The 25,778-nt window shown below is 39.3% G+C and carries 17 protein-coding genes and 4 tRNA genes; 1 reads left to right on the top strand and 20 read right to left on the bottom strand.

Annotated features, from left to right (window positions below; genetic code table 11):
• Positions 1–120: 120 nt before the first annotated feature.
• The 8 genes from LAJ61_RS07560 to gspN all read right to left on the bottom strand — a co-directional run bounded on the left by LAJ61_RS07560 (position 121) and on the right by gspN (position 5,979).
• Positions 121–195 (bottom strand) — tRNA-Thr (locus LAJ61_RS07560).
• 20 nt (positions 196–215) lie between these two features.
• Positions 216–289: transfer RNA gene (locus tag LAJ61_RS07555), tRNA-Gly, on the bottom strand.
• Between the two features lie 75 nt (positions 290–364).
• A tRNA-Tyr gene (locus LAJ61_RS07550) sits at positions 365–448 on the bottom strand.
• A 43-nt stretch (positions 449–491) separates the two neighbouring features.
• Positions 492–567 (bottom strand) — tRNA-Thr (locus LAJ61_RS07545).
• 150 nt (positions 568–717) lie between these two features.
• A complete protein-coding gene (locus tag LAJ61_RS07540) occupies positions 718–1,563 on the bottom strand; it encodes an FHA domain-containing protein (protein ID WP_224053430.1) in 846 nt (281 codons plus the stop codon).
• A 63-nt stretch (positions 1,564–1,626) separates the two neighbouring features.
• Positions 1,627–4,035: a type II secretion system secretin GspD gene (gspD, locus tag LAJ61_RS07535; RefSeq protein WP_224053429.1), complete on the bottom strand. Its 2,409-nt coding sequence runs from the start codon at positions 4,033–4,035 to the stop codon at positions 1,627–1,629.
• A gap of 83 nt (positions 4,036–4,118) precedes the next feature.
• The gene (locus LAJ61_RS07530; protein ID WP_224053428.1) at positions 4,119–5,132 is read right to left on the bottom strand and encodes a type II secretion system protein N; all 1,014 of its coding nucleotides are present in this window, start codon (positions 5,130–5,132) and stop codon (positions 4,119–4,121) included.
• A 22-nt stretch (positions 5,133–5,154) separates the two neighbouring features.
• Positions 5,155–5,979, bottom strand: a complete 825-nt coding sequence (gspN, locus tag LAJ61_RS07525; protein ID WP_224053427.1) for a type II secretion system protein N — start codon at positions 5,977–5,979, stop codon at positions 5,155–5,157.
• A 369-nt stretch (positions 5,980–6,348) separates the two neighbouring features.
• Here gspN and LAJ61_RS07520 point away from each other — a divergent pair, with 369 nt between their 5' ends.
• Positions 6,349–7,389, top strand: coding sequence for an NADP(H)-dependent aldo-keto reductase (locus LAJ61_RS07520; RefSeq protein ID WP_224053426.1), 1,041 nt, complete (start codon positions 6,349–6,351; stop codon positions 7,387–7,389).
• 485 nt (positions 7,390–7,874) lie between these two features.
• Here the strand turns inward: LAJ61_RS07520 and LAJ61_RS07515 are convergent, their stop codons facing one another.
• The 12 genes from LAJ61_RS07515 to LAJ61_RS07460 all read right to left on the bottom strand — a co-directional run bounded on the left by LAJ61_RS07515 (position 7,875) and on the right by LAJ61_RS07460 (position 25,731).
• Positions 7,875–9,785, bottom strand: a complete 1,911-nt coding sequence (locus LAJ61_RS07515; protein ID WP_224053425.1) for an ATP-dependent helicase — start codon at positions 9,783–9,785, stop codon at positions 7,875–7,877.
• Complete coding sequence (locus LAJ61_RS07510; RefSeq protein WP_224053424.1) at positions 9,782–11,554, bottom strand: ATP-dependent nuclease; 1,773 nt, start codon at positions 11,552–11,554, stop codon at positions 9,782–9,784. The genes LAJ61_RS07515 and LAJ61_RS07510 overlap by 4 nt, the downstream gene beginning before the upstream one ends.
• Before the next feature lie 98 nt (positions 11,555–11,652).
• Entirely contained in the window at positions 11,653–14,169 is a 2,517-nt protein-coding gene (locus LAJ61_RS07505; protein WP_224053423.1) for a DEAD/DEAH box helicase family protein, read from the bottom strand.
• Positions 14,170–14,172: 3 nt separating this feature from the next.
• Positions 14,173–15,807 carry an Eco57I restriction-modification methylase domain-containing protein gene (locus tag LAJ61_RS07500; RefSeq protein WP_224053422.1) on the bottom strand — a complete coding sequence of 545 codons (1,635 nt, stop codon included), beginning with the start codon at positions 15,805–15,807 and terminating at the stop codon, positions 14,173–14,175.
• Positions 15,797–16,483, bottom strand: a complete 687-nt coding sequence (locus tag LAJ61_RS07495; protein ID WP_224053421.1) for a restriction endonuclease subunit M — start codon at positions 16,481–16,483, stop codon at positions 15,797–15,799. Before LAJ61_RS07495 ends, LAJ61_RS07500 begins: the two co-directional genes overlap by 11 nt.
• Before the next feature lie 151 nt (positions 16,484–16,634).
• A complete protein-coding gene (locus LAJ61_RS07490) occupies positions 16,635–17,069 on the bottom strand; it encodes a hypothetical protein (RefSeq protein ID WP_224053420.1) in 435 nt (144 codons plus the stop codon).
• Positions 17,066–19,243, bottom strand: a complete 2,178-nt coding sequence (locus LAJ61_RS07485; protein ID WP_224053419.1) for a hypothetical protein — start codon at positions 19,241–19,243, stop codon at positions 17,066–17,068. Before LAJ61_RS07485 ends, LAJ61_RS07490 begins: the two co-directional genes overlap by 4 nt.
• Entirely contained in the window at positions 19,236–20,828 is a 1,593-nt protein-coding gene (locus tag LAJ61_RS07480; protein WP_224053418.1) for a site-specific integrase, read from the bottom strand. Before LAJ61_RS07480 ends, LAJ61_RS07485 begins: the two co-directional genes overlap by 8 nt.
• Before the next feature lie 2 nt (positions 20,829–20,830).
• Entirely contained in the window at positions 20,831–22,198 is a 1,368-nt protein-coding gene (locus LAJ61_RS07475; RefSeq protein ID WP_224053417.1) for a site-specific integrase, read from the bottom strand.
• A gap of 201 nt (positions 22,199–22,399) precedes the next feature.
• A complete protein-coding gene (ssb, locus tag LAJ61_RS07470; RefSeq protein WP_224053416.1) occupies positions 22,400–23,059 on the bottom strand; it encodes a single-stranded DNA-binding protein in 660 nt (219 codons plus the stop codon).
• A 137-nt stretch (positions 23,060–23,196) separates the two neighbouring features.
• Positions 23,197–24,561 carry an MFS transporter gene (locus LAJ61_RS07465; protein ID WP_224054827.1) on the bottom strand — a complete coding sequence of 455 codons (1,365 nt, stop codon included), beginning with the start codon at positions 24,559–24,561 and terminating at the stop codon, positions 23,197–23,199.
• 180 nt (positions 24,562–24,741) lie between these two features.
• Positions 24,742–25,731 (bottom strand): hypothetical protein, encoded by a 990-nt coding sequence (locus tag LAJ61_RS07460; protein WP_224053415.1) that lies wholly within the window; start codon positions 25,729–25,731, stop codon positions 24,742–24,744.
• Positions 25,732–25,778 lie beyond the last annotated feature (47 nt).

The following is a 25,778-nucleotide window of genomic DNA, read 5'->3' as shown; positions in this document are numbered from 1 at the left end:
AGTTTTTTCCATAGCCTTCATCTTTATGGTCAAACTTTTTTGTTATTGTTAAAACAAAAGGCAACACATCTGTGCTGCCTCAACTATTTTTGGTTTCTATCAATGTATTTTCTATGAAACTGGAGCTCATACCGAGAGTTGAACTCGGGACCTCTCCCTTACCAAGGGAGTGCTCTACCTCTGAGCTATATGAGCAAAACTTTGGTTTAGAATAATGGAGCGGGTGGCGGGAATCGAACCCGCACGATCAGCTTGGAAGGCTGAAGTTCTACCACTAAACTACACCCGCAATGCGACCCGCCCAAGCATACTGGACTTACTGTTAACGTGATTAGGGAATATTCAGATAACAATAGCAGGCAAATGGTGGTGGGGGAAGGATTCGAACCTTCGAAGCTCTCGCAACGGATTTACAGTCCGTCCCCTTTGACCGCTCGGGAACCCCACCATAGTTGTCTTTCAAGGTACGCTTAACACGATGTGTTAAAGGATGGTGCCGGCTGCCGGAGTCGAACTGGCGACCTACTGATTACAAGTCAGTTGCTCTACCAACTGAGCTAAGCCGGCGTATCGCTTGAAAGTGGTGAGCATTTTAGCAAATATTTTTAATCTTGCAAGCCTTTTTTTAGTTTTTTTTCATTTTTTTTGCTAAAACGTAAATTTAATGATTTAAATTCGCATTTTAGGCGCTTTGCACCGCCTATTTGCTACCTAAACCTAATACATTAACAACACTGATGCAATAATCAGCGCAATAATTACCACGATTATTATCGCGACTGTGGCGTTTTTCTTTGCCGCAGGTTTGATTGCATCAGCTTCTACTGTGCTAACTGGCGATGATTGCGCTGGCTGAACGGGTGAGACAACGGGCTGTGATGATACTGCTACTGCCTCAGTGACAACAGGCGGCTGAGCCGGTGTATTAACTATCGGCGATGGTGGGTTATCAACGCTTACTACATCAACTGTTGTTGTCGGTGTAGAAGGTACGGATTGTTCGACGTTGGTGTTGGTCAACTGCTCGCTAGGTAAAAAATCTTGCGTGGTAACGACATCTATTACAGGCGCGGCGTTGGCTGCAGCGTTCGGTGATATGGGCTCAACCGATGCAGTCGATTCAGTTTGGGTATGAATGTCAGTGGTGGGTGTGAAATTCTCAATGTCTTGTAAACTATCGAGAAAACTAGCATCATCCAGCGCGTTGACTGGGGCATTTACCACCAAAAATACCAAGTCAGCAAAGGCGAGTTCATCGGTGGCTTGCAAAGCATGGGCGTCTGTACTGATACGCTCACCATTGATAAAGGTACCATTGCTTGAGCCTAGGTCTTGCACATACAACTGCTCACCAATACGGTTAATCTTGGCGTGTTGGCGAGAGATTTGTGAGGTTGCTAATACCAAATCATTGCTATCGCTACGTCCGATGCTTAAGCTTTTATCAATATCTATGGTTAAATCTGCCAACGCTGGTGACAGCCCAATGAGTTGCCATAAAGTGCCTTGTGATCTGTCGGTAAGGTTCATCGTATTCACTGCATTAGTTTGCTGATTGTCCATGCAAGTCTCCTACTCCTAAGGGGTATTTAATAGTATCATTATGCTTGGCATTATGGGACATTTTTAGGGATTTGTCACGGTGATGGTCTGCACCGCAGGCGGGGTCGCAATCACCACAGGCGTTTGCGCCATTTTTGCGCCCTGCCCTGTCTGCCCTGTAGATTGGGTGATGGTATTGCTCGCTGGGCGACTCACGGTTGTGGTCGATGAACTGCCTGTGCGAGACACGTTTGATGACACGGGCGTGACGATATCGACACCATTGGCATACACTCTTGGCGTGTTTGATAAACTTTGCTCGGCTGGGGTAACCAAGTCGTCTGTTGGCAATTTTACGCCATTTTGCACCGTATTGGTATTGGGGAACATGGCGCTGATATTAAGTGGGATTTTTTTGAGCGTACCGTTTTTATCAATTACCAGTTGCATGGTACGAATACCGTCTAAGCTTTTTTCGGTCACGCTTGCCACCGCGCTACCATTACGCAAAATGGTCGGCTGTAAAAATACAATCAGATTGGTTTTGTCCGAGTTTTTGCTTTTTGAGCGAAATAAATTACCAAGAATCGGCGCATCACCCAATCCTGGGACTTTTTGCTGACCATAGGTGCTGTTATCACGCATCAACCCACCCAGTGCCACGGTTTGTTGGTTATCCGCTAAAATGGTGGTTTTGATTAAATTCTTGTTGGTGACGACACCGCTCACATTATTGAGGGTGCCATCGACAATGGAGGACACTTCCTGCGAAATCTCAAGTCGCACTGAACCATTATCACCAATATGCGGAATGACATTGAGATTGATACCGACATCTTGACGGCTCACAGTTTGAAACGGCGTGGTTGATGAGTTACTTGCCGTGGTATAAGAGCCGGTCACAAATGGGACGTTCTGCCCTACCAAAATATTGGCTTTTTCGTTATCCAACGTCAAAATAGAGGGCATGGATAACAGATTGGCATTGTTGGTTTTATTGATGGCTTGCAAAATCGCGCCATAAAACTCACGATTCCCGTTACTATCGGTTTTACTAGTACCAATCCCCAATAGCGCGCCTGCCACGGAGGCTGCCGCCGTACCTGGGGTTTTTCTTAATATCTCAGATGCCAGACCTACTGCAGATGCACCGATGTTATTAAAGTTAATCACCCCTACGCCGCTATTGGCATTGCCCATTGCCCATTGCACGCCAAGTTGCTGGGTATCATTGCCTGAGATTTCCATAATCGCTGCTTGAATCAACACTTGGTCACGGCGGGTATCTAGCTCATTAATAGCGTTTTCGATTTCTACCATTAACTCTGGGTTGGCATTGACGATGACGGAGTTTTGGGTTTGGTCAGCGATAATGCTAAAAGGTCTACCTTGATAGCCGCTGTTTTGCGTAGTCGTTGTGTTGCTGGTGGACGAGGTATTAAGCGGTGAGCCTGTGGGTGACGCTGCAGTATTGGTGGTCGCTGCGCTGTTATTACTGGTATCGCTACTAGATTGAAACATTGAGCTTGCTTGCAAGGTGGTTTGGTCACCTGAACTATTGATGGATTGATAGGCAAGCAGTCCGCGTAGCATTTCTGCAATATGGGTGGCACTGGCATACTTTAGACGAAATACGCGAAGACCACTTAAGCGCTGCGTCGGCACGGTGTCTAACTGCTCTACCATTCGCTGTACTTTGGCTGTCATCTCGGCACTACCTTTGACGAGCAGCCTATCAGAAATCGGGTCGGCAATGATATTGATCAGGCTGCCACCGGTTGATGCCACAGCAGGTTGCCCTGATTGACCCGCAGCAGCTGGCGCTGTACCACCGCCCGTACCTGTCAGTGAGCTTAATAAATCCATCATGCGCTTGGCATCGACATGACGCAGCGGAATAATGGTCAGCTTGTCATTCATATTGCTATCAAGATCGCTAATCAATTTTGCGTATTGATTGAGGCTGTCGGCGCGGTCAGATAGGATAATGGCATTGACATTTGGCACCACAGCGGCATTGGCATACGGCGGCATCATCGGACGGATGACGTTTAAGATGTCATTGGCATTGGTATTGGTGAGATAATAGATGCGGGTCGCCATTTGGCTACCTGCGGTATTACCCCGCAAGTCCACATCTACCCCTGCTTGCTTGGCAACGGTATCAGGGACCAGCTCTGTGGTCAGCCCGCGATCAATCGCTACAATGCCATTGACTTTCATCACGGCTAAAAACAAGTCATACACTTCTTGACGGGATAAGGGTTTGTTTGAAATCACCGTCACATTGCCATTAATGCGTGGGTCTAGCACAAAGTTCTTTTGCGTGATGGTGGCAATTTGGTCGATAAACGCCTTGATATCAGCGTCTTGCAAATGCACTTTATAGCCAGTGGCTGCATGGGCAGCTGACAGACCACTGCTAAGCAAACTGATACTCATAGCCAGTGTCGTGCTCAAAAATAGTGGCTTTAGCATGGTTGGGTATTTCATAATTTACCTTATCAATTTTTAACGCATATCACCGACTTGTGTATCAGGTAGCGATGACGTCTGTAACTTTTTACTATGTTTTATCAAAATGACTGGCGTACTGTCACGACTTGGTCGCCGCGCTGAACTTGGATTTGCGCTTGTCCTGCTTGTTGCACTTGACGTAGTAGCTGGGCATCTTGCGTTGGGTTTTGACCCACGTTTTGTCCATTAACGGAGAGGACTTTATCCCCTGTTTGTAGCCCTAGTCGATTTTTTAGTCCTGCGGACATCGCATCGGTCACCAAATAGCCTTGCCCTGTCGCTGCCACACCCATTTGGCTTAGATACCCTGAGGCATTTTGCTGGAGCCCTTGAATCGCCCCACCAATGGCTGACGATGCACCGCTTGGCGAGGTATTGGCAGCATTTGACGTCGCCATAGTAGGCGCAGAATCCTCTCGATCATGCGGATCGCCTGTAGCCACTGGCGCGCCGCCCATCGCTTGTGGCGCAGCCCCGCCTAAGCTCGGTGTGGGGGTCTGTCCCATATTTGAGCCATTACCCACGCCGGCTGCACCGTTGGCTTGCGCTTTGGCTCTGATAGCCTCGCTTTGGTCAAGAAAAAACGGTTGCCCAAATGGCACTTTACTGGTTTGACCACTTGCATCTGCCACTATTACAAAATCGGCTGCGACTTTGACCAATTTATAACCACTGCCATCAATCATGTCGTTGATACGATAGCTTAAGGTTTTACCATTGGCGGTCAAAATTGCATACGATTGACTCTCTGGGGTGGCAATGGTCACGCCCACCACTTTAATATCTGGGGGTGTCGCTGCCGGCGCTTGCGGGGCAGTTGGCTGAGCAAAAAAATCTAACGCATTGCTATTGGCAGATTGCGCGACCAAGTTCGGCTGCAAGGGGACTGGGGTGAGTACAGGGGCTTTGGGCGGTGCAACCACCAGCCAAATTGCTTGGCTTACTTGCCACACCAACCAAAAAATAGCTGCCAATAGCAACCAAGGATACAGTTTTTCTAACACCGCCATCGGCACAAATTTACCAGTCGTTGTTTTACGGCTCAACGAGGGGCGCTGGGTGGCTTTTATCATATCTGCTATCATCGCTGCGTCTCTAATTACCCATACTGGTCAAAGGTTGGCGAATGGACACCACCACACTGTCATCAGCCCCTTTGCCTTGGTACGCCGGCATATTTTTGAGCAATCGCTGTGTCAATGACACATCTATCATATTATCTTGGTCAAGATAAAAATCCCCTAATCGCTCACCTTGCGGTGTAGTAAGGGCTAAATGCAAGCTTTTACCTTGCGCCGCCTTGTTGCTATTATTATTACCATTGGCGTTGGCTACTGGCTGTACACTGGCTTTATCCGCGCTTAAGTTGCCTTGCATGGTGGGGAGTTTGATGAGGTAGGTTTTGCCGCCTGTGGGATACCCCAAATCACCGCCTGCCCAATTCATGCTACCTTCGGCGGTTTGATAGCCTTGCTTATTTTTTTCAATCGACACTTCTTTGATGGTAATCGGTGTGTCGGGTAATTGCCAACTGACCAACTGCGCCAATGTGTCATGGCTGATTTTGCCGTTAAAATCATTGGCTTGCCAGCTGGTTTTATTGAATTTGACCACCCCTTGCAAGTCGGTTTTGCCAGAGCGGATATCGACCGCCATACCCAGTTTACCCATCAATAAATGCCACGGCTGCCAGCGCCAATTGACACTACCTGCCAGCGGCGTATTGGGGCGCGCATTGATTTGCCAATTGGCTTGACCTTGCCAAAGATTGCCCGATATTTGCTGCAGGTACGGGTTGTTTGGGGCAAATTTTTGCAGTAACCACGCTGCAGGTAGCTGAATCACCAAGCTTAAGCAAAGCAAAACCAGACCTACCAGCCACCATAGTTTTGTCGGACGTAATGAATTGACATTTGCCAAACTTGAATACCTTTTACAATGATTTTTGACACCGATAAAGTGACGCAATCCACAAGCAAATTAATCAACAATCAAATAATTCATGCAGGATAAAAATTGCCATTAGCGCAAAATTTTGTACCCACTCTGCGCCAACACTCAAATATTTTTCTAACTGCAATGAAACGCTTTATCATAACTGATTTTTATTGCGTTGTAATGTCAATCCATAAAAAATCAAAATTTTGCCAGACTTGTTTTGGGCGGACTGTTTATTGCGGCTGCCTGCCACACTCACTACAATTTACAACCGACTTTATCACCATGAGTTTGCTACAATCACCTCACTAAGCTGGTTAAAACTATAATGCAAAACACAAGGAAAATAGCATGCAATTTGATACATTGCCACAACTGGGCGATAGCGTCTCCAAAATTTGCTTAGGCACCATGACCTGGGGACAGCAAAACAGCGAGCAGGATGCCCATGAACAAATGGATTATGCCCTTGCCCAAGGTGTGAACTTTTGGGATACCGCAGAGATGTATCCGTCACCCCCTGATAAAGACAAACAGGGTGATACCGAGCGCTTTATCGGTAGCTGGTTTGCCAAGACAGGCAAGCGAAATGATGTGGTATTGGCGAGTAAAATCTCTCGCAATGACTTTTTGCGCGGTGGCAATACCAAGTTTGATAAAAAAACCATTCGTGCGGCATTAGATAGTAACCTGCAGCGCTTGCAAACCGACCATATCGATATTTATCAGCTACACTGGCCAGAGCGTCAGACCAACTTTTTTGGTCAACGCGGCTATACAGAAAGTATGGCGCAGCAAGATACCAAAGAATTGACGCCATTTTTGGAAACCATCGAAGCACTCAATGATGAAATCACCAAAGGTCGAATCCGCGCTTATGGGTTATCCAATGACACCCCTTGGGGGGTCATGCGCTACTTAGCAGAAGCCGATAAACATGGGCTTGCTAGACCTATCACCATACAAAATCCATATAGTCTACTCAATCGCTTGTATGAAGTGGGACTGGCAGAAATCAGTCACCGCGAGCAAATTGGACTACTTGCCTACTCACCGCTAGCATTTGGGGTGTTATCAGGCAAATATTTGGGCGGTAACAAGCCTGCCAATAGTCGTTTGAGCCTTTATAGCCATTTTACCCGTTATTTGAATGCGCAAGCGCAACAAGCTACCGAAGCCTATGCCGAGGTCGCCAAAAAACATAATCTAGATATGGCACAAATGGCACTGGCGTTTGTCAATAGCCGCTCGTTTGTGACTGCCAACATCATTGGGGCAACCACCATTGAGCAGCTAGCCAGCAATATCGCGTCCGTAGACTTGGTATTATCCCAAGAGGTATTGGCTGATATCGAAGCGGTGCAGACCTTATACCCTAACCCTGCGCCTTAAACCTCGTAGCTTAAATTCTGCACCTTACTAGCAGGCTACTAGCTACTATCAGAAAAAACGGCATAAAAAATCCTTGCAACAGTATGACCATGCAAGGATTTTTTTTAAACCTAATAAAAGTTATAGTCTAGAACGGTTATTTATATAATAAAAATTAATTTATTAAAAATTACTATATAAATCAATATTTATAATGTTTTTATTTCCAACTTTTTAATATTATATTTAATTTATAGCGGGATTTCAATCTTTTTAGTTTATATTTTTGGATTCTATCTAAGGCTAAATTCTCTATAATTTAAGGAACTGATAAAATTTTATATTTCACGAAAAACATTTGTTTTTCGTGAAAAGGAATGTAAAGAGCTGAATGTATGCTTTTGTTAGTTAATTCATCACGATAAACCCAAAAAAATTAAATTCTCTAAAAATCTCAAGAAAACAGTTTTTCGTGATTTTGCTTGTAACTATATTTTCAGTACGGATTATATACAGCAATTAATGTCTTTTATATTATCTAAAAATCTTGATTTTCTTTGTGTTTTAACATCACCCCAAGGCATTTTTCTTGTTTTTGGATAGGAAATGAACAACCATCGTTTAGCTCTTGTTATTGCAACAAAAGCATTATTTTTCTCTTCTTCTATTTCATCAGGCGTGGTTGCAAGGTAGTATGGAAAAATACCTTCACACATACCAATTAAAAATACGATGTCTTTTTCCAAGCCTTTCATAGTGTGAACTGTACTTAGTGTAATACCTTGCTCATTGCTATCATCATTCAGCTTTCCTAACGAAATTGCGTTTTTAAAAGCAGATAAAGAGTTACCTAGTCCTTTTCTTTTGAATTTAGTCCATTTTCGATTTAAGGAATCTAATTCATTAGAATTGGAAATAAGATATTCATCCTGCTTCGACATCTCATTATTACTATCATCATTCGCCATACTTCCAAGATAGATAATCATATCTTTGACTAATTTAGGAATATTTGGTTCACTTGGGTTTAGTTCATTTACTTTAGAAAGCAACTCTTTGAATAATGCTTGCTCAATATTTTCTATTGTGATTTTTTGAATAAAATCATCTAACAAAAACTCATCTTTTTTTCCTATTTCAATACTAAGAGTATTAAAAAGTTTCTGAGCATCTATCCAGTTTTTGGGGTTAAGCTTAATATTTATAGCGTAATTCAATACCTTGCCAAATCTACTTAGATTTTCAACATTTCTCTCTGATTTTTTAAAATAATATGATAAATTATTTTTAGACAACTCTTCTGCAACCTTGTCTAGTACAAACTTTGTCCTACCAATAATTACAATTTTATCCAACGAAATTCCACCTTCAATTTCATTGGTTTGGTTATCCAACATGATTTCTTTTATCTTATTAACTACGCCCAAAGCCTCATCTTCTTCACTTTCGTAACTAGTAATACAAACTTTACCCTCTAGGGCATAATCAGATGACAACTGTTTATTAGGCTTTAGTATATTTGCAACCTCAACAACTGCTTTTGTACATCTGTAGTTTTCCTTTAAGTGAAATTTATCAGGTGAAAAATCAATGATAAAATCCTCACATAGGAACTTCTCGGAAGAACTATTAAAACCGTATATCATTTGGTCAGGGTCGCCCACCATTAATAGGCTCTTTATTACATCACCACAAAAAGTTTTAATAAAATTATATTGAGATTTATTTAAATCTTGTGCTTCATCAACACATATATGTTTATATTGAACTCTATAATTTCTTGCTACATTTGGATTTTCTAATAGGATTTGTTGAGCGTAGATAATGATATCGTCATAATCTATTCCATTACTCTCTAACAATGCTACTTGATAATCTTTAAATTTTTTCCATACAGTTTTGTTGCTATACTCTTTGATCACATCTGATTCAGACAAGTTTTCACGCTTTATCTTTGAAAAAGCACTCATATAATCTTTTAGTATTTTATCGACTTTTTTCCTCTCATCTTTATTTTCGATATTTAAATATTTATCAATATCTATTCCCCCTTCTCTCAAGGACTTGATAAACATTTCCATTCGGTCTCTGTCGTTTTCATAGATGTGCAAATCTTTTGGCAACCCAATTAGATGCCCATACTTTTCCAAAATACCTTGAGCTACTGAGTGTATTGTTGCAATCCACACTCTATCCTGTACTTCAGGAATATTCGCAAGCCTATTTTGCATTTCTTCGGCAGCTTTATTTGTAAAAGTTAAGGCAATGATTTTATCTTTTTTGGTTTGATTTAAGATAAAACGAATTCTTTCTGTTAGAACTCTCGTTTTACCTGTTCCTGCGGTGGCTATGACTTGTATAGCACTACCAATAGGAAAATTTACTATTTCTGCTTGTTTTTCAGATAGTTGTATCATTTTTTAAGCCATTCTTCTATTTTTGCGAAAGTTTCAGACAGTGCAGGTGATAAAATTGTTTTAAAGTCTTTATCGTAACGATTCTCTATAATGGCATCTGCTAAAAATCCTGAAAAAGTGGATTTAACCCCCTTTCTTGTCATCTCAGTATATAATTCATTGTCAGATAATTGGTTGAGTCTATTCAGTTCATCTTGTTTAGCTTGCTCTAGTGCATCAAAACCTTTATTTGTTAGTAGCAAGGAATCAATTATTTCTTCTTTTAAATCCATGCTCATTAATTCTTTTTCTAAATCATTTCCACTATTTAAGAATTTCAAGGCGAGTTCACTTGGTTCTAATTTCAACCCATATTCATTTCTAATCTTTTCTATTTGATTATTCACTTTTTTATTAGTTATTTCTTCATTATCACTTAATATACAGACTGGTATGCCAAAACTAACTGCCATTTTAATAAATGAAGGATAGTTTGACCCTCCTGTTCCAACGCAATTAATGCCTAGTGCTGAGCAAGACCTACCGAAGTAATATTGAATAAGAGCAGGTAATACTTGCTCTTCTGTCACACCCTCAGCTAAAACTATTACCTTTGAAAATAATAACTCACCCCTAGAAAGCAATACTGCTCGCTTTAAAGCATTCTTTTCACCTTCATTTAAATTTTCTAGTATCTTATGACTTGCAACATCCCCATTTTTTTTATACAAAGCTCTCAATTGAGAAAAATCTGCCATGCTAATCAAGTAAGGTGAATGTGTACTAACAATGACCTGATTTTCCATACTAGCTAGTTGATTGTATAGAGTACGTTGTGCATTTGGGTGTAAATGAGCTTCGGGCTCTTCTGCTGCAATCAATGAAAAAAATGCCTTAGATTCTTTTTCAAAGCTATCTCTGAGCATCTCAGTAAAAGCTTTAACGGTAAGCATTGAAGCCCAACTACGAGTTCCCATTCCATGATATTCCATAGAAAATGAGCTGTTGGCATTATCACCAAAATGCAAACTAAAATTTTTTGATAGATCTCTGATTTTCTTTGGAAAAGGCATAATCTCAGTTTTTCCACGTCCTAATGTGGTTTCACTGAGTTTATCAAGATGGGTTTTTAGGTGGGTTAGATTAGCGCTTTTATCAACTGCATTCTGATTTATCTCGGCAATCTTTTCTTCAAGTTCTTCGATTTCAGAACTGCTATAGTTTATGTTGGATAACACTCGTCCGATAAAGGAATATTTTTCTTTAATTTCACTATGGATATCACGTTGAGCATCAATAGGAATGAAAGTAATTTCATCCAGTTTTTTAGTTAATTTTAGAGTGTCGGAATCAAGCCAATTGTCAAAGTCATTCCATTCAGTCAAATACTCTCTCTCAGTAATATATTTGCCCTGCAATGTCTCATGTTGCTTTGCAATGGCTCGCAAAGCAACATAGTCATACTCATCAAGATCAGGTTGGATAATCTCACCAAATACATTTACCCAATCATCTTCAAAAGTTTTAACCCTACCATTCTCATCAATAGGGATGATTCGTATATCTACTGTGATTTTATCGATTTGTTGGTCATTATCCGAATTAATAAAAAAATCTTCACTAGATAAATAACGACCATAATCGCCTAGAACCAATTGCAATGCTTTGATAATAGATGTTTTACCTGCATTGTTTTGACCAAATAGAATCATTACTTTGGGTAAGGTGATTTCAAGGTTTTGGATTCCTCGAAAGCCATTTATTCTTAAAACATCGACTTGAATGCCCATTTTTCAATCATTCCCCGAAAATGAATTTTATATAATCAAATAAAAAGCAACTAATACCAAATAACCTTAGCTGCTCCTAAAACGCAATAAAAAGCCTATCAGTTTTTCTCAAGCAACTCACGGCTTACTTCGGTATTGTATAAGAACACGGTTTCATGCCGTTCCCAATCCATCGTATGATAACTGGTACTAGCGTCTTCATAGCGTTTAAATTTATAGACAGCATCATTCATCAATGATTCGTTAAATAAGTTCAAGTTCACTAGCAGTCTAAAATCTGCTTGTGTTAAACCTGTGACACGCTCGAACAGTTGTGGCTCAAGTTGGGTGATGACATCATGTAGGGTATGTTCTCGATAATCGGTCAAATACATAAAGATTGGGATACGTGTAGCAAATTTAATGAGCTTCTCTTGAATTTTTTTACGAAGGTCTTTCATTTCTTTTTCTTTAGCTTTAAGTTCATCTTTCTCGCCTTTCGTCATTGTTTCATCATCATTTTTATCCTTTTTGCTTTTTTTAACTTCGTTTGAGCGATTGATAATGGTCTCGATGTCTTTGTTGATAGAGCGAAAACCCTCGATTTTTTGCAACGTTTTCATGGCATTTTCATCATCCAAGAACCGTTGTAAGGTAAAATTGTCCACGTTGACCAATAAAGCACTTTCCCAACGTTTAGCAAGTAAAGTAGCGGTTGTACCTTGCATGGCAATATCAAGCACTCCAGCAGCGTCAATCTGACGCATACTTGAGCCATCGTAAGCTAACACTGGCAAAAATTGGATAAAGTCTTCTACTTTCCTTTCGGGACTTTGCTCGCCAACATTGAGACGACAACTATAGTCTGAAATTTGCCGTAACGCTCGTGTTGGTGCAAAATCGAAGACATAACAAAGTTCTTTAATTATTTCTTCATTGTTTGGGTCATTTGGATTATGACCTCGCATGACCCAAGGTGTTTGCACCCTAAAGGCTGCCTGAAAATAGCCTTCAGGACTGGTCATGTTGCGTAGCATAAGTATGCCCGTCCAAGGGGCAATAGAGACACCTGTGGTTAATTTACCGCAAGATAGCGTTATACTTTTGCTTGCCAATGGATTTTTACCCATTGCTCGCTTAACAGGTGGAATAGCTTCACTACCAATACCTGCCTTTGTACCTGACGCATTGACAATTTGATAATCTTGATAAAACACATTTTGTCGTTGTTTTAGTAAATTCTCCATTGCATCACATGAAGCAACTGACGGCAAAAACCAAAAGGTATGCAGTAAGTTACCTAATAAATTGACATCAGAGAAAGGCATAGGCGGTTTTTGTCTGCCTTGCTTTAAGCTATCGACATAAGCATCAGGCAGAGCATTACGCATTAAATCAAGCCATTTTTGCACATACTCTTCATGTTTAAACTTAGCATCATTACCTGTACCTTCTGCAAAGAAAAACTCGTTTAAGTCAAATTCGTTAAATTCCCCTTGCTGGGCGATAGTTTTAACAGCATCAGGTAGCTGATAAGTCATCATGACCATTTTTGGCAAACTAGCATAAGGATTTGGCTCATCAGGGTGCTTGTCGTGCCATTCTTCCTTGGCTTTTTGCTCGTCTGAGTAAGTCCAGTTATAGATTTGCTCTTCGATAAATTCGCCTGAATTTAACGCTCTAAATGGCGTACCTGATAAATAAAGATAATGCTCTGTAGTAATGGGTAGTAATTCTTCATCGAAATTCTTCAAATCACTCGATAATGCGTACTCCTGCTCACCTTTGGCTTCATCATTATCAAATAAGTCTTTGGCGGTTTCACGCCATGCCCCATAGTGATATTCGTCAAAAATCACACAATCCCAATTAGTAACATGTACCCATTCGTTTTTGGTTTTAATACCACCTGTGGCTTTATTTTTACCAAGATAGTCTTGGAATGAGCCAAAGCAAACGATAGGTTTAGTTTTATCTGCTTCTTCATAGGTTAAGGTATTTTCGTTATTACTGACGAACTGCCAACCTTCAAAATCAATATGATTTTCTAGGTCTTCTTGCCATGCGTTATGCACCGCAGGTTTGAAAGTCAAAATTAGTATTTTCTTCCAACCCATTTTTTTTGCCAGTTGATAGGCGGTAAACGTTTTACCAAAACGCATTTTGGCATTCCACAAAAAATGCGGTTCTTTGTTACGATAGGCTTCATCTTGCTTTATGTTGGTAAAATACTGAGCTGTACGTTCAACGGCTTCTTGTTGCTCAGGACGCATTTTAAAACTTTGGGTGCGATGTTCGATGTTAGGCTTACCAGTACGGATTTCCATGAGTGCTGCTTGAACGGCTTTTACATCACAATCAAACCACTCGCCTAAGTCACGCTCAATACCATGTTTTTTGAGTGCTTTATGTACGTCATGGTCGGTAAAGAATGAGCCATCATCACGGATTGCAGGTTCATCCAATACGATAGTCCAACTTTGGGTTGGTGTGATGACTGGAAATTGTTCCTTAACACGCTCTTCTGCTGATTTGACAGCAGTGTAGCCGACCTTAAGTTTACCTTCGTATCGGGTATCACTATATGCGTAAATAGTAGGCTTTTTTAGTTGGGTAGTGAGTAATTCATTGCTCATAGTCTAATCCTGTTCTGAATCCATTGGACGAACCATTTTTTCGATAAAGGCGATTTCTTTTTTGGTTAGTTTATATTTTTTATAAAGTTCTTCATCCGTCCAAGGTTTTGAAAAGTCTTGCATAGGTACAAATTGATAAGCTTTTTTCATAGTATTTTGAGTTATTTTCCCAAGTGATGTCATAAAATGAAAAAATCTAGTGTTAATATAAGTTAAAATATTTTCACATTCGTCCCTATTATCAGTAGGATTAATTACCAAATAAGTTTCTGTACAGCAAGAAGGAACTTCAGCAATAAAACCTCTTAATCTGTCGGTTTTAGAATCACCTTCACCCCAAGCTTTTGGAATCAAAATTTTATATTTATCCACCCATTCAGTATTTTTAGTAATTTTATCTTTTTCCATATAACCTAATCCTTCTCTTTTCCAGCCGTTATAATAAAACTTAACTGAACCTTCAAAAAATTCTTTCTTGAATTTAGGCTTTACTCGTCTATAGCTTCCTGTAACCCTTACATCAAAACCAAAAGGGTCATTTGCACTGATAAGTTCGTTAAAACTAGGTTCTTGGATCTTTTTAATTTTCTTTAAGATTTCAATACCTTCGTTATAACGAATCAATATATCAGAATCTTTTTCTCTTAAAGCTCTCTTCATGCTTGAAATACATTTATGATTTTCATAAGTATTAATTGTACAATCACCTTGGTAAGCTTTTTCCCAATGGAAATAATTTACGCCACCCTTAATCTCTGGTCCAGGAAAACATTCTGAGGCATTGGGGTAATCATGAATTTCCTTCATTCGGTTATCATCAAGCATTTCATCACGGAATTCATCTAGTCCTTTACCTCCTGAAAACCAACGAGAGGGCACAATCATCACTAAATGATTGGGATTTAATTTCTTCGCTTGTTGAATAAATAGTTGATATATTGGTTTTGCACTTGAACCAACTCCACCACCATCATTTAACTGGTAAGGTGGATTGCCGATAATCACATCAAATTTCATTTCTTTCCCCAATTCTTTAAAACGACTTTCTAATAATGCCAAAGGATTGCCATGAATAAAAGCATACGCATGGTTCTCTCTATTTTCAGAGATAATGTCATATTCTGCCCTAGATGCACCACATTCTTCACATTTACCATCATTGCTCCAACGATGCTCTAATCGCTCATAAAAAATATTGCCGTTTTCATCTTTAAAAACTGTGCAAGCAGATAATTTACCATTCGCTTGTTTAGTGCAGTACACTGTCCTACGAGAAATCAATGCTGTTAGCTGTGTAATACCAATGCCAAATACCTGTGTGCTCAAAATATGGTTAAAGCGTTCCTGTTCATCAGGTATTTGTGACTTCAGACCTTCATTGAGACGTAATACAATTTCTCTTAAAAATACCCCTGACTTGCAAAATGGGTCAAGAAAAGTTGCATCTTTATTTGACCATAGCTCTTTTGGCAATAAATCCAACATACGGTTAGCGATATTAGGTGGGGTAAAAACTTCATCACTTGATAGATTCGCCAAGCAATTTAGGACATCAGGATTATAATTAACGAATAGACTTAGCTGACCTTTATCTTGATTCTCTGATAATGCTTCGTTAAATGGATTTTCAGTTACCATACGACTGTTCCCATAGCTTTAAAAAATGTGTAGGCGCATATAATTTAAACGATTTTGGAAAAAATTTTCGCTCGCCTGTTTCTGAATACACATAAGAACCCCTTTCTTCCTCAGACAATAAGTTTTCGGATTCTGCTTCTGACGGCATTAGATACTCATATACAAAGTCGTGACGTTGAACCAAATTATTATTGATGAAAGCCCATTGGGGAAAAACAATTGGTTCGCCATTGTTTTGCTTTAGTGACAACGCATCACCATGCAAAATATTGGTTCTCAATAAGTATTCAATTGTGTTCATAAAATCTTCTTGGATTTTGCTATATTTGCTTTCATAATCTTTTACCAAAATATCGTACAGGCGTTTGCGACACTCGATAAGATTATCTTCAAGCAGCTCAATGCCATAAATTGAAGATATTGCTAAAATAGCATATCTCTCGTAGTTTGTTTGATTCTTTCTACTTAAACGGTTGACTGTTTTAAGTTTACGTTCCAATATTTTTGCCAAAAAATTCCCTGTACCACAGGCAGGTTCTAAAAATCTTGAATCCACACGCTCGCTTTCATCTTTAACCAAATCAAGCATCGCATTGATTTCACGGTTATTGGTAAATACCTCACCGTAGTCACGAGTACGTTTTTTTGATTTTATTTGGGATATTTCTGCCGACATATTTATTATTTACCTAACTGTTTATTCTGATATAGCTATTTGCTCATAGGAAAGCGTGTATTTGATTTTAAAGATGAGATAGTACCAACATACCATCTCGAATTTAAATCGCTAGAATAGCGTTTTTTATTGCAAACAACACAACCATAATTTAGTCATGGTCAATTTTGGGTAAAGGGTCGTTAAGTCTTGACATATCAACATTTGGCATCAAACTCAAGTTATATGCCCACGTTCTATATTTATCTGCATAATTTGTTTCTAAAATTTTGATGTCGTTCTTTACCATTCTTAGCTGTTCTTTTAAAGCTTCATTTTCCTTGATTAACATCTCAATAGTCACGTCTTCACCTGACTGTGTAAATACAATGGTCTTGATGTGAACTTCTTTAAGGGTTTGTTTTCTTGTAAGAAATGCCTGTTTTATCTCAGGATAACCCATTAGTGTAAATTTTGACAAAGAAGGTAAATTAAGCTTTTTGGCAACTTTGCTAGTAAAGTCATCCCAAGTCAATTTACCATTCCATCTAGCTAAAATGTCCTCGATTATTTTGAGTTCTTTCTCATTGATTAATTTTGGTTTCATAGCCCACCCTGTAAAATAGCTAAGAAATTTTGTTCTGTGGTTTCAAGAATGTTTCTAGTGATTGAGCTTTCTTCAACTTTTGATTCTAATCCACGCTCTTGCAAGGCTGTTTTAATCATACTCTCGTCTAACTCTTCAGGAATGCGAATAATATATCCATCAGGTAAGCCGTCAGATTCCATCATAGTAATCAGTGTTTTTATAATGGCTAATTTTCTCGCATGGTAGTGATACCAAGCCTCATTTCCTTGTTTGTTTATAATGACTTGATCATAAGCTCTTTGTAGCTCTTTTATTTGAAACTGTTCAAAATCTTTCAATCTCTCCAATGATTTTGGTAAACCTTTCACGCAAGCGTGTTCTTTACAACTCAAACACTCACCTGATTTTGAACAAGGTATCATCCACCAATCATGCTCACAAAAACCAAAGGCAGTCAATTGTACAGTACCAATACGGTTTTTATTACCTAGCATTTCAAAAGAAACAGGTAAACTCCGCTCTACAGCATCTAACGCTTTTGTACCATCTTCTCGTTCTGTTGCAATCGCTAGAATTTTTCTTGATTCATTAAGTTTTTCCTTTATCGTTCTTAAATCATACGCTTTGTTATCTGCAATTCTCGCCCTACCTGCAAATCGTGCAAGGTCATGTGCATCCATACCCCCACGTTCTGCTTGCGTTGATAACCACACTCGAATTTGATGACTGGTCAAAACCAATGGTTCACCATTTTCATCCTTAATACCAAGACTACTAAATAAAGTTTCGGACTGACTTTTCTTTGAGTCTATTTTGAGTCGGTCATGCTTTGCACCTAGTGCCTTATTTAATACATTCAGATTTGGAATCTCAAAACTATAATGTTTTACACCAAACTTAAGATGAAATTCATTTTCTCTAACTAAACATAATGCTTTTGAGATATATTCATTTGACTCACTAAGTTTGGGATAATTCTTAAATTTTTTGCGATATTTTTCAATCGTGAATTTAGCTAAATCTCGATAGGTGATGTGTTTTCTACCTTTGATTAATTCAAGAATCCATTTTTGCTTTCTAAATGATTTAATGTCTTGTATATGAATGCTATTTTGAGTAACAAGAGAAATATTATCGTAAGCAATATCCATAGCCGAACAAAATTCACTAACAGTTAAAGGGTCATCTTCACCATGATTACTAGTTGTTATACAACCATCATGTCGGTAAAATTTTTCAGGATTGTCAATCGCCCACTGAACTGCTTTTCTAGCAGGTTCACCAATTTCAACTAAGCGTCTTACAGCTTCTTTTACAGTATCCTCCATTATCGGATGTATCGGCTTTGAAATAAATCCGCCATTTTTTTCAGCATACCAATTGATTTTTAGGACTTTTTTATTAACAGGTTCTAGCTCACCACTATCTTCATTTTTTTCCCATACCATGCCTTCATCTTCAACTAAACAATCTGTCGTTAAAAATTGTAGCTCTCCACCACGACAAGGTGTTGCCATCAGTAGAACTACCAAAGCAGAATAATACTTTTGATAAGGTGTTTCTGCTCGAAGAAAGCTGTCAGCTAATCCGTGAATTTGAGAATCACTTAATAGTCTATGTTCTTGCCACTGCATTGATTCCAAATCAGTTCTTATAGCTTTTTCTTTTGGTCGTTTCCAATGGCTCTTCCAAGTTGAAATTTTATAACTGATACCATATTCTGCTAGGTCAGCTATGAGCTTTTCTAGTGCTTGCCCTGCTCTATACAACACGTCCTTACCGACCTTTGATTCTAAATGTTCAATTGCCTTATTTAACACCGCACCGTCTATGAATAATATATCTGCTTTTCCATAAACTGCTAGAAGTGCTTCATAAACGCATTTCAGCACTAGCATGTACGATGCAGGGGTTCTTTCCTTCCAAGTTTGCAAATCACGCATATAAGCTCTAGCGAAATCTAAATAAGGCTGTTGCATAGGCAATCCATTTTTCTTACCTTTAGGAGCAAATCCTGTAAATTCCATAGATGACCTTCTACCATTACTTTGCATCATTTTCCAGTTGGTAACATCAAATCCACCTTGTTCTTCATAAATAGTTAGGTCATTTTTTGCACGATTAATAAAATCCTGTAGGTTTTTTTCGCTTTCCAACTGGTGTTTTGGCTTAAATGCAATAATATTAGCCATAGCTTTCATCCACCAAAATCTTATTACATGATTGCATGATGGCAGCCGTATTTGCTAAAGGTAAATCATAAGAACTTAAAACTAGCTCACTTGCCCCATTTTTACTTTGAAATAAACGTTCTTGGTTTAAATCTTCTAAAAGCCCATTCCAGTCAGCATCAAGTAATGGCTGAAAACTAGAACAAATTAAACAAGCTTTTATACCGTTTTGACAGGCAGGACTTCCACCACAGTTTCCAATTTGCTTAACATCACTCTTAAACTTGCGGCTGTTAATATCATCAGCTCTTATTGCTTCTGATTCATGTCGAATAATTCTCCCTGCGAACATATCAGCTAATAGATTCATCGGCTTATCCATTGCTTCAAATATACGCAGTGATTGTTCAATGGTATCTTCAGTATAAACATCCACATTTTGCGTATCGGTATGGTCTAACAAATGAGCAATTTGCACACCTCCAATTCCTTGTCGTGCCAAATCTGTTCCTAACGTTCTTCTAGCTCTATAAGGAAAAAAATTGATAAAATCCTCTGTTCTTTCGGAAACAGCTTGACACTTATCAGTGATTTTTTGCGAAATATTATTAATCTTGGTACTAGTAATGTGAAAAAAATCAGGTTGATATTTTAACTTGTTACGAAATTCGGCAATGCTTTTTACTGATAACAAGTTTTCCTTATTGATAAAGACTGGCAATTGGTTTACGTCATTTTGTTCTAAATTTTGGATATGACGAGTCGCAAATTCTTGCACAGATTTCATTTGATTTTTAATAATCAAATACAAATCTTCGTTAATATAAAGCTCTCTAAACTCTTGTCTAAAAAATGAGTTTTTTTGTTTTGCACGAGGAATGTTTAGACTATATTCAATTTTACCCTGATTATTTTTTACCAAAACATCGCCATGCCTTAACATAGAAATTTGGATCGGTCTTCTACCTGTACACATAAGCAGGCAGAATAATGTAAATTCTTCTAGGTTCAAAATATTGTCTTTAAAGGCATTGTTTGCCCAGTTCATTAAAGATTGCTTTTCAGTAACTGTGTATGCACCTTTGAAGGGGTCTTTGGTTCTTACTGCTTTACCTTTCACTACTCCTTTAATTGTTAATTTATCCAGTGTATCAGTAATATTATCTTCTATCCCAACAAAACCGAGCTTCTGCCATTTCTTTAATAAAGTCCTAATCCCACCAAGCTTATAGTCCTCATCTTTATTCATACCTGACCTAATATTCAAAAAAAGCAAGCCAGTTATAATTTCACCTTTGTAAGATGGATTTTTTAAAACCACACTCTTAAATAAATCATAATAACGCATCGCTGTGCTTGCAGAGTTTCTTTCAGCAACTACAGCAATAATTTGCCTTAACCCAACTTTAACATCAGGATGAACACCTTTAATTGCTTCTAGCAATTTCCAATTAATACTTGTATTGCTTGATAACTTCCACACATCATCATTAAAATTAAAAGCGTATCCCATTAAAGAGTATCTGATATCACTTTGTTCATATAAATTATGTCCATCAGACAATTCGTTGGTCACTTCACCTTCAATTAGCATATTATTTAACATATTCAACTGTCCTTAAGGTTCAATAACTCTGTATTGTTATCAATCTGTTGTTTCATAATTTTTTCGGCTTGTTCTGCGATGTGTCGTAAATTATAGACTTCCGAAGATTCATCACTACTATGACCGTTCAAAGTTTTGCGTATTTTGATTTCTTTTGCTTCAGTAATTAGTTCATCCTTCCTTCCGTCTTGAATTGCTTTCTTATTATGAGCATCAATTTTTTGAGACAATTTGTTGTTGAAATTGTGTCTAAAACCGTGTCTTGTAATAAGCTTTTCTAATTTAATATTGTTTTCTTTTAAGTATGTTTTTAAGTGTTCATTATCATTCAACTTATCAACTAAATAACATAACTGCATGACTGAGAGCGGTTTACCCGCATTAACCCCTTTGTGAGAGACAAATAAGAAAGGGTGCTTTTTAGCAAGAGGAATAACAGAACGTTCTTTTAAAATATAATCTCTTATGTTGTTCGCTAAATCTTCTGATATCGGAAGCTCTCTCTCTAATGTTTTCGCATTAGGTTCAATCGTTCTGTATTTGTCTTGAGCATCATTGTGCCTACGCTTAATTTTTATCGTATTTTCAGGCAAATCAATATCTTCTATTCTTAACTGCAATAGCTCCCCACTTCTCATGCCTGTTTCATATAAAATCGATAATATAATGAAGTTTCTATTTCTGACTAAATCAGTATAAGGGTTAGATTCACTATCAGGTCTAACCAACTGCATAACTTGTTCAAAAACCTGTGGTGGCGGTGACTTAGCATCAGGATTTATTATACTTCTTCTTACCTTATATTGGCTTATTTGGTCTGCTAGATAATTAACTGTATTGTCGATAACTTTTTTGTATTCAGCAAAACTAGGGTCTAATTTAAGTATTTGATATGCACTAAATGACAAATAATCGGAAATAATTTTTACCCGAATTTTTTGTTCATTAACCTGTACCCTATCCCTTGGATGTTTCTTGATTTGAGTATGAAGCTCTAAAACTGTATCTGATTCTTTACTTTTTGAATCTTCTAACTTTCTAAGCTCTTTTGTGGTTATCCCACACCAATCAATTAAACTTGCAATCTCTGAAACTGTTAAAAGCATTTTGGATTCTAAAATTCGTTTCTTTCGATTAGATTCATTTTTTAAAGTAAATATTATTTGTGGAATGCTTTCTTTAAATATCAGCTTTTCAATCAAATTTAAATGTATCAAGGTATCTGCGTGTTTTCTTGCTGTTGAACTTGATTTTTTTCGTGAAACAGAAGTTAAAAATAATGTTGTCCAAAATTCAGGAAGTCCATCATTCTGAGTCAATAAAACAAATCTTTCACCTGATTTAGCTATTAAATTTTTTCTACTTAACATCCCGAATATCTCACATTAAATACATATTTTAAACTAATTTTATTATATAACTATTATTAAAAATAAATCAAACATTTTATTCATTAATTTTTTCTTACTTAATAAAATAAAAAACGCTGATATTATTTATATATCAGCGTTTTAGTAGGTATTTTCTCTTAGAATTATATTTATAAATACAGCATATAAATATTATTTAACTTAGAACGGGATATCATCATCAACTGCGCCTGGTTTTGGCATTGCCATGGCTGGGTTTTGTTGGGGATTTTGGGCAGGCTGATTATTTCCTGTATTTGCCCCTTGTGGCGCTTGGTTGCCATTCATAAATGGATTATTGCCAAATCCTGCATTTTGACCCGCTTGTGGCGCAGCTTGGGCATTATTTTGGTTTGGATAGCCGCCAAAATGATTGGGCGCTTGGTTGCCACCTTGGTTGTAGCCAACTTGATTATAACCACTTTGGGGCTGGTTTTGGTAGATTGTGCCGGCATTGTTGTTGTTAGGAATACCGCCTTGAACGCCGCCTGCGGTACCAAGCATTTGCATTTGGTCGGCACGAATCTCTGTGGCATAACGCTCTACGCCATTTTGATCGGTGTATTTACTGGTGCGAAGGCTACCTTCAATATAGACTTGGCTACCTTTACGCAGGTATTGCGCTGCAATTTCACCGAGTTTATTAAACAATGAAATACGGTGCCATTCGGTTTGCTCACGGCGCTCACCTGTTTGTTTGTCGTTCCACTGCTCACTTGTCGCCACGGCGATACGCGTCACGCTACCGCCATTGGCAAATTGTTTGACTTCAGGATCTGAACCAAGGTTGCCTACAATGATTACTTTATTTACGCCGCGCATAGAATTTCCTTGATAACTTTTTTGATGAATTTTTTGATAACTTTCTTGATGCCTTTCTTAATAGTTTTCTAGTATTTTTAGCCAAATCTTTGCGGATTTAGCGCAACTACAATGCCATTACTTTACTAGACTTTGCATCAAATTGCTAGCGTCTGACCGGTAAGATGTGACAAATGCCGTCGCGTGTCATCGGTCAATTTTTCTTTATCCAGTTTGAGATAAGCAATGTTTTCTTTTGGCATCATCACTATCTCATCCACGCCGTCAATCGCCAAAATTTGCTGTGACCAAGCAGTTGTGTCGATACCTGTTGGCAGGGTAATCGTTAGGCTGGTCAAATACGGTGGTGATGCAATCGGCAGGATAAACAATAACGCAATGACGGTCACGATGGCGAGCACTGTCCACGACAACCACATCGGTTTGGTCAGCAAAATACCGCCCATGGCACCGCCCACAAAAGCACCCAAAAACTGTGCCGATGAATTAATACCCATTGCCGTCGCTTTGTTGGCAACGGGCGCGCGTTTGGAAATCCAAGACGGAATAGTCGCCTCAAGGCTGTTAAAGCCGATGTAATAAACCGCAAGCCCAATAATTAAACCCACGATGGTCTGACTAGCCACCGCCAAAAATACCAATCCCGCCACCAAGGTCGCTAAAGACGCCAAAAACACGGCGCGCATTTGCCGTTTTTTTTCTGCGATGATAATCAATGGAACCGCAATGATAAAGCCCAATAACAGTAGCGGCAAATACACAAACCCTTGCTGCGCCACCGTCAAGCCGAGCACATCATGAAACTGATGCGGTAATAAGGTAAACATCGCTGTCATTGACAGATGCAGCGCAAAAATCGCCAAATGCAAGCGGTTAATATCGCCAATTTTTAATACTTCAGCAAACTGTGCTTTAACTGAGTGATTATTGAGATTGTGCTTTAGCACCCGATTTGGGGTGGGCACGATCCACAGTAAGCCAATGGCGAAAATAGCGGACGCCACTGTCACCCAAAACAAGCCTGAGATATCAAGCACATGCGTCAAAATCGGACCGAGCCCAAATGCGACCATCACCGACATGGCAATGGTCAGCCCCATGGTTGCCATCGCTTTGGTGCGATGCTCTTCACGGGTCACATCCGCAAGTAGTGCCATCACTACCGCTGAAACCGCGCCACTGCCTGCAATCAAACGCCCCAATATCACCATATAAATATCTGTTGATAAGGCGCAAATGGCTCCCCCAAGCGCAAATACCAATAACCCTGCAATGATAATCGGTTTACGCGGATATTTGTCCGCCAAAAAACTCATGGGAATCTGAAAAATCGCCTGCCCTAAGCCATAGATACCAATCGCCAATCCAATCAAAAACGGCGTGGCGTGTGCATATTGCGTGCCATACACTGCAAACACAGGCACAATCATAAATAGTCCAAGCATTCGCAAGGCAAAGATACCGCCTAACCCTGCAATCGCTTTCTTTTCGGACGCATTCATGGAGGAGTTATGACTTATATTTCTCGACGTTGATTTTACTGACGTTGATTTTACTGACATGGTGGCTCACAAAATTTTGCCAAAAACGGCTTATTATATGCCTAATTTTTATCACAGAGAATTTATTGGCAATAAAAATTATTTTAGCCTTATTTTTTTGGCTTTATTGTTTCAGCCCCATTATTTTAGCATTGCGTAAGCGGTTACCATGATGGCTAAAATCACCGCGATAGCAATCATCAGCCACATCACATTTTTTTGGTTGTCAAAAAATCCTTGCGGTGACTGCTCGATAGATGATGATTTTGGGGTAGCCACTAGCGTGCCATCTAACGAGCTATGCTTCACTTGGGTGGCGATTTTTTGCTGTTTTTGTGCTTTTTTGGCTTCAAGTTGCTGTTGGCGTTGTTGTTTTTGTGCCAATTTTTGCTGTTTGGCTTGTTGTTGTAGTTGGCGCTGTTCTTCAAGCTTAGCCTGTTTTTGTCGTGCTTGTTCGGCAAGTTCTGCTTGTTTACGCGCCGCCTCTTCGATGGCTAACTGCTCAGTTTGCTGCTGCTCGCGAAGCTGTCTATCGCTATAGCGGGCGTGAAAATCGTCCATCACCGCGTTATCAATTTCGCTTAGGGTAAAAGGCATTTCATTCATTACTTCAAGCGCGTCATGTACATCGACGTCGTACACGCCCGAGGCTTTGGTGGTTTTGCCATCGGCAGTGAGTTTTCTGGGTACTTGGTAATCGGCAAGGCGCTGCTGCAAGTGGTTTTCCATTTGTCCGATGGAGTCGGTGCGACCTGTCATCGCTAATGCCCAATCGTTGATTTCGGCATGATTTTCACTATTTAATTGCGGGATGATATCGCTCGCGTTTTCAACAAGGCTGATTTTGGCAAGCAGCTGACTGGGTGAGACGGCGATATAGACCTCCCCTGGGGTGGCTTGGCGTTTGAGCGATGCGATGGCTTGGGGGTTGCATTGTAGGCAGTTGGCTTGTTTGTTTTTTAGGGTATGACCTTTTGGGCAGGGCGGCACACCGTAAGCAACGAGCGCGCCATTTTCTTTCATTTTGGCTTTGTATTCTTTGCTCGATAGTCCGCTGGCGTCAAAGGTTTTGTCCATTGGGATATGGTGGCTTTTTAAGAAGTCGGTTTGTTCTTGGGTTAACGTTGCCATGTTATTGTCTCAAATTTTGCAGTCACAAATTTTCTAGTTCCTTGATT

The organism is Faucicola osloensis, assembly GCF_020041925.1.
Lineage (GTDB): Bacteria > Pseudomonadota > Gammaproteobacteria > Pseudomonadales > Moraxellaceae > Faucicola > Faucicola osloensis_D.
This window is presented reverse-complemented; position numbering and strand designations above follow the sequence as displayed.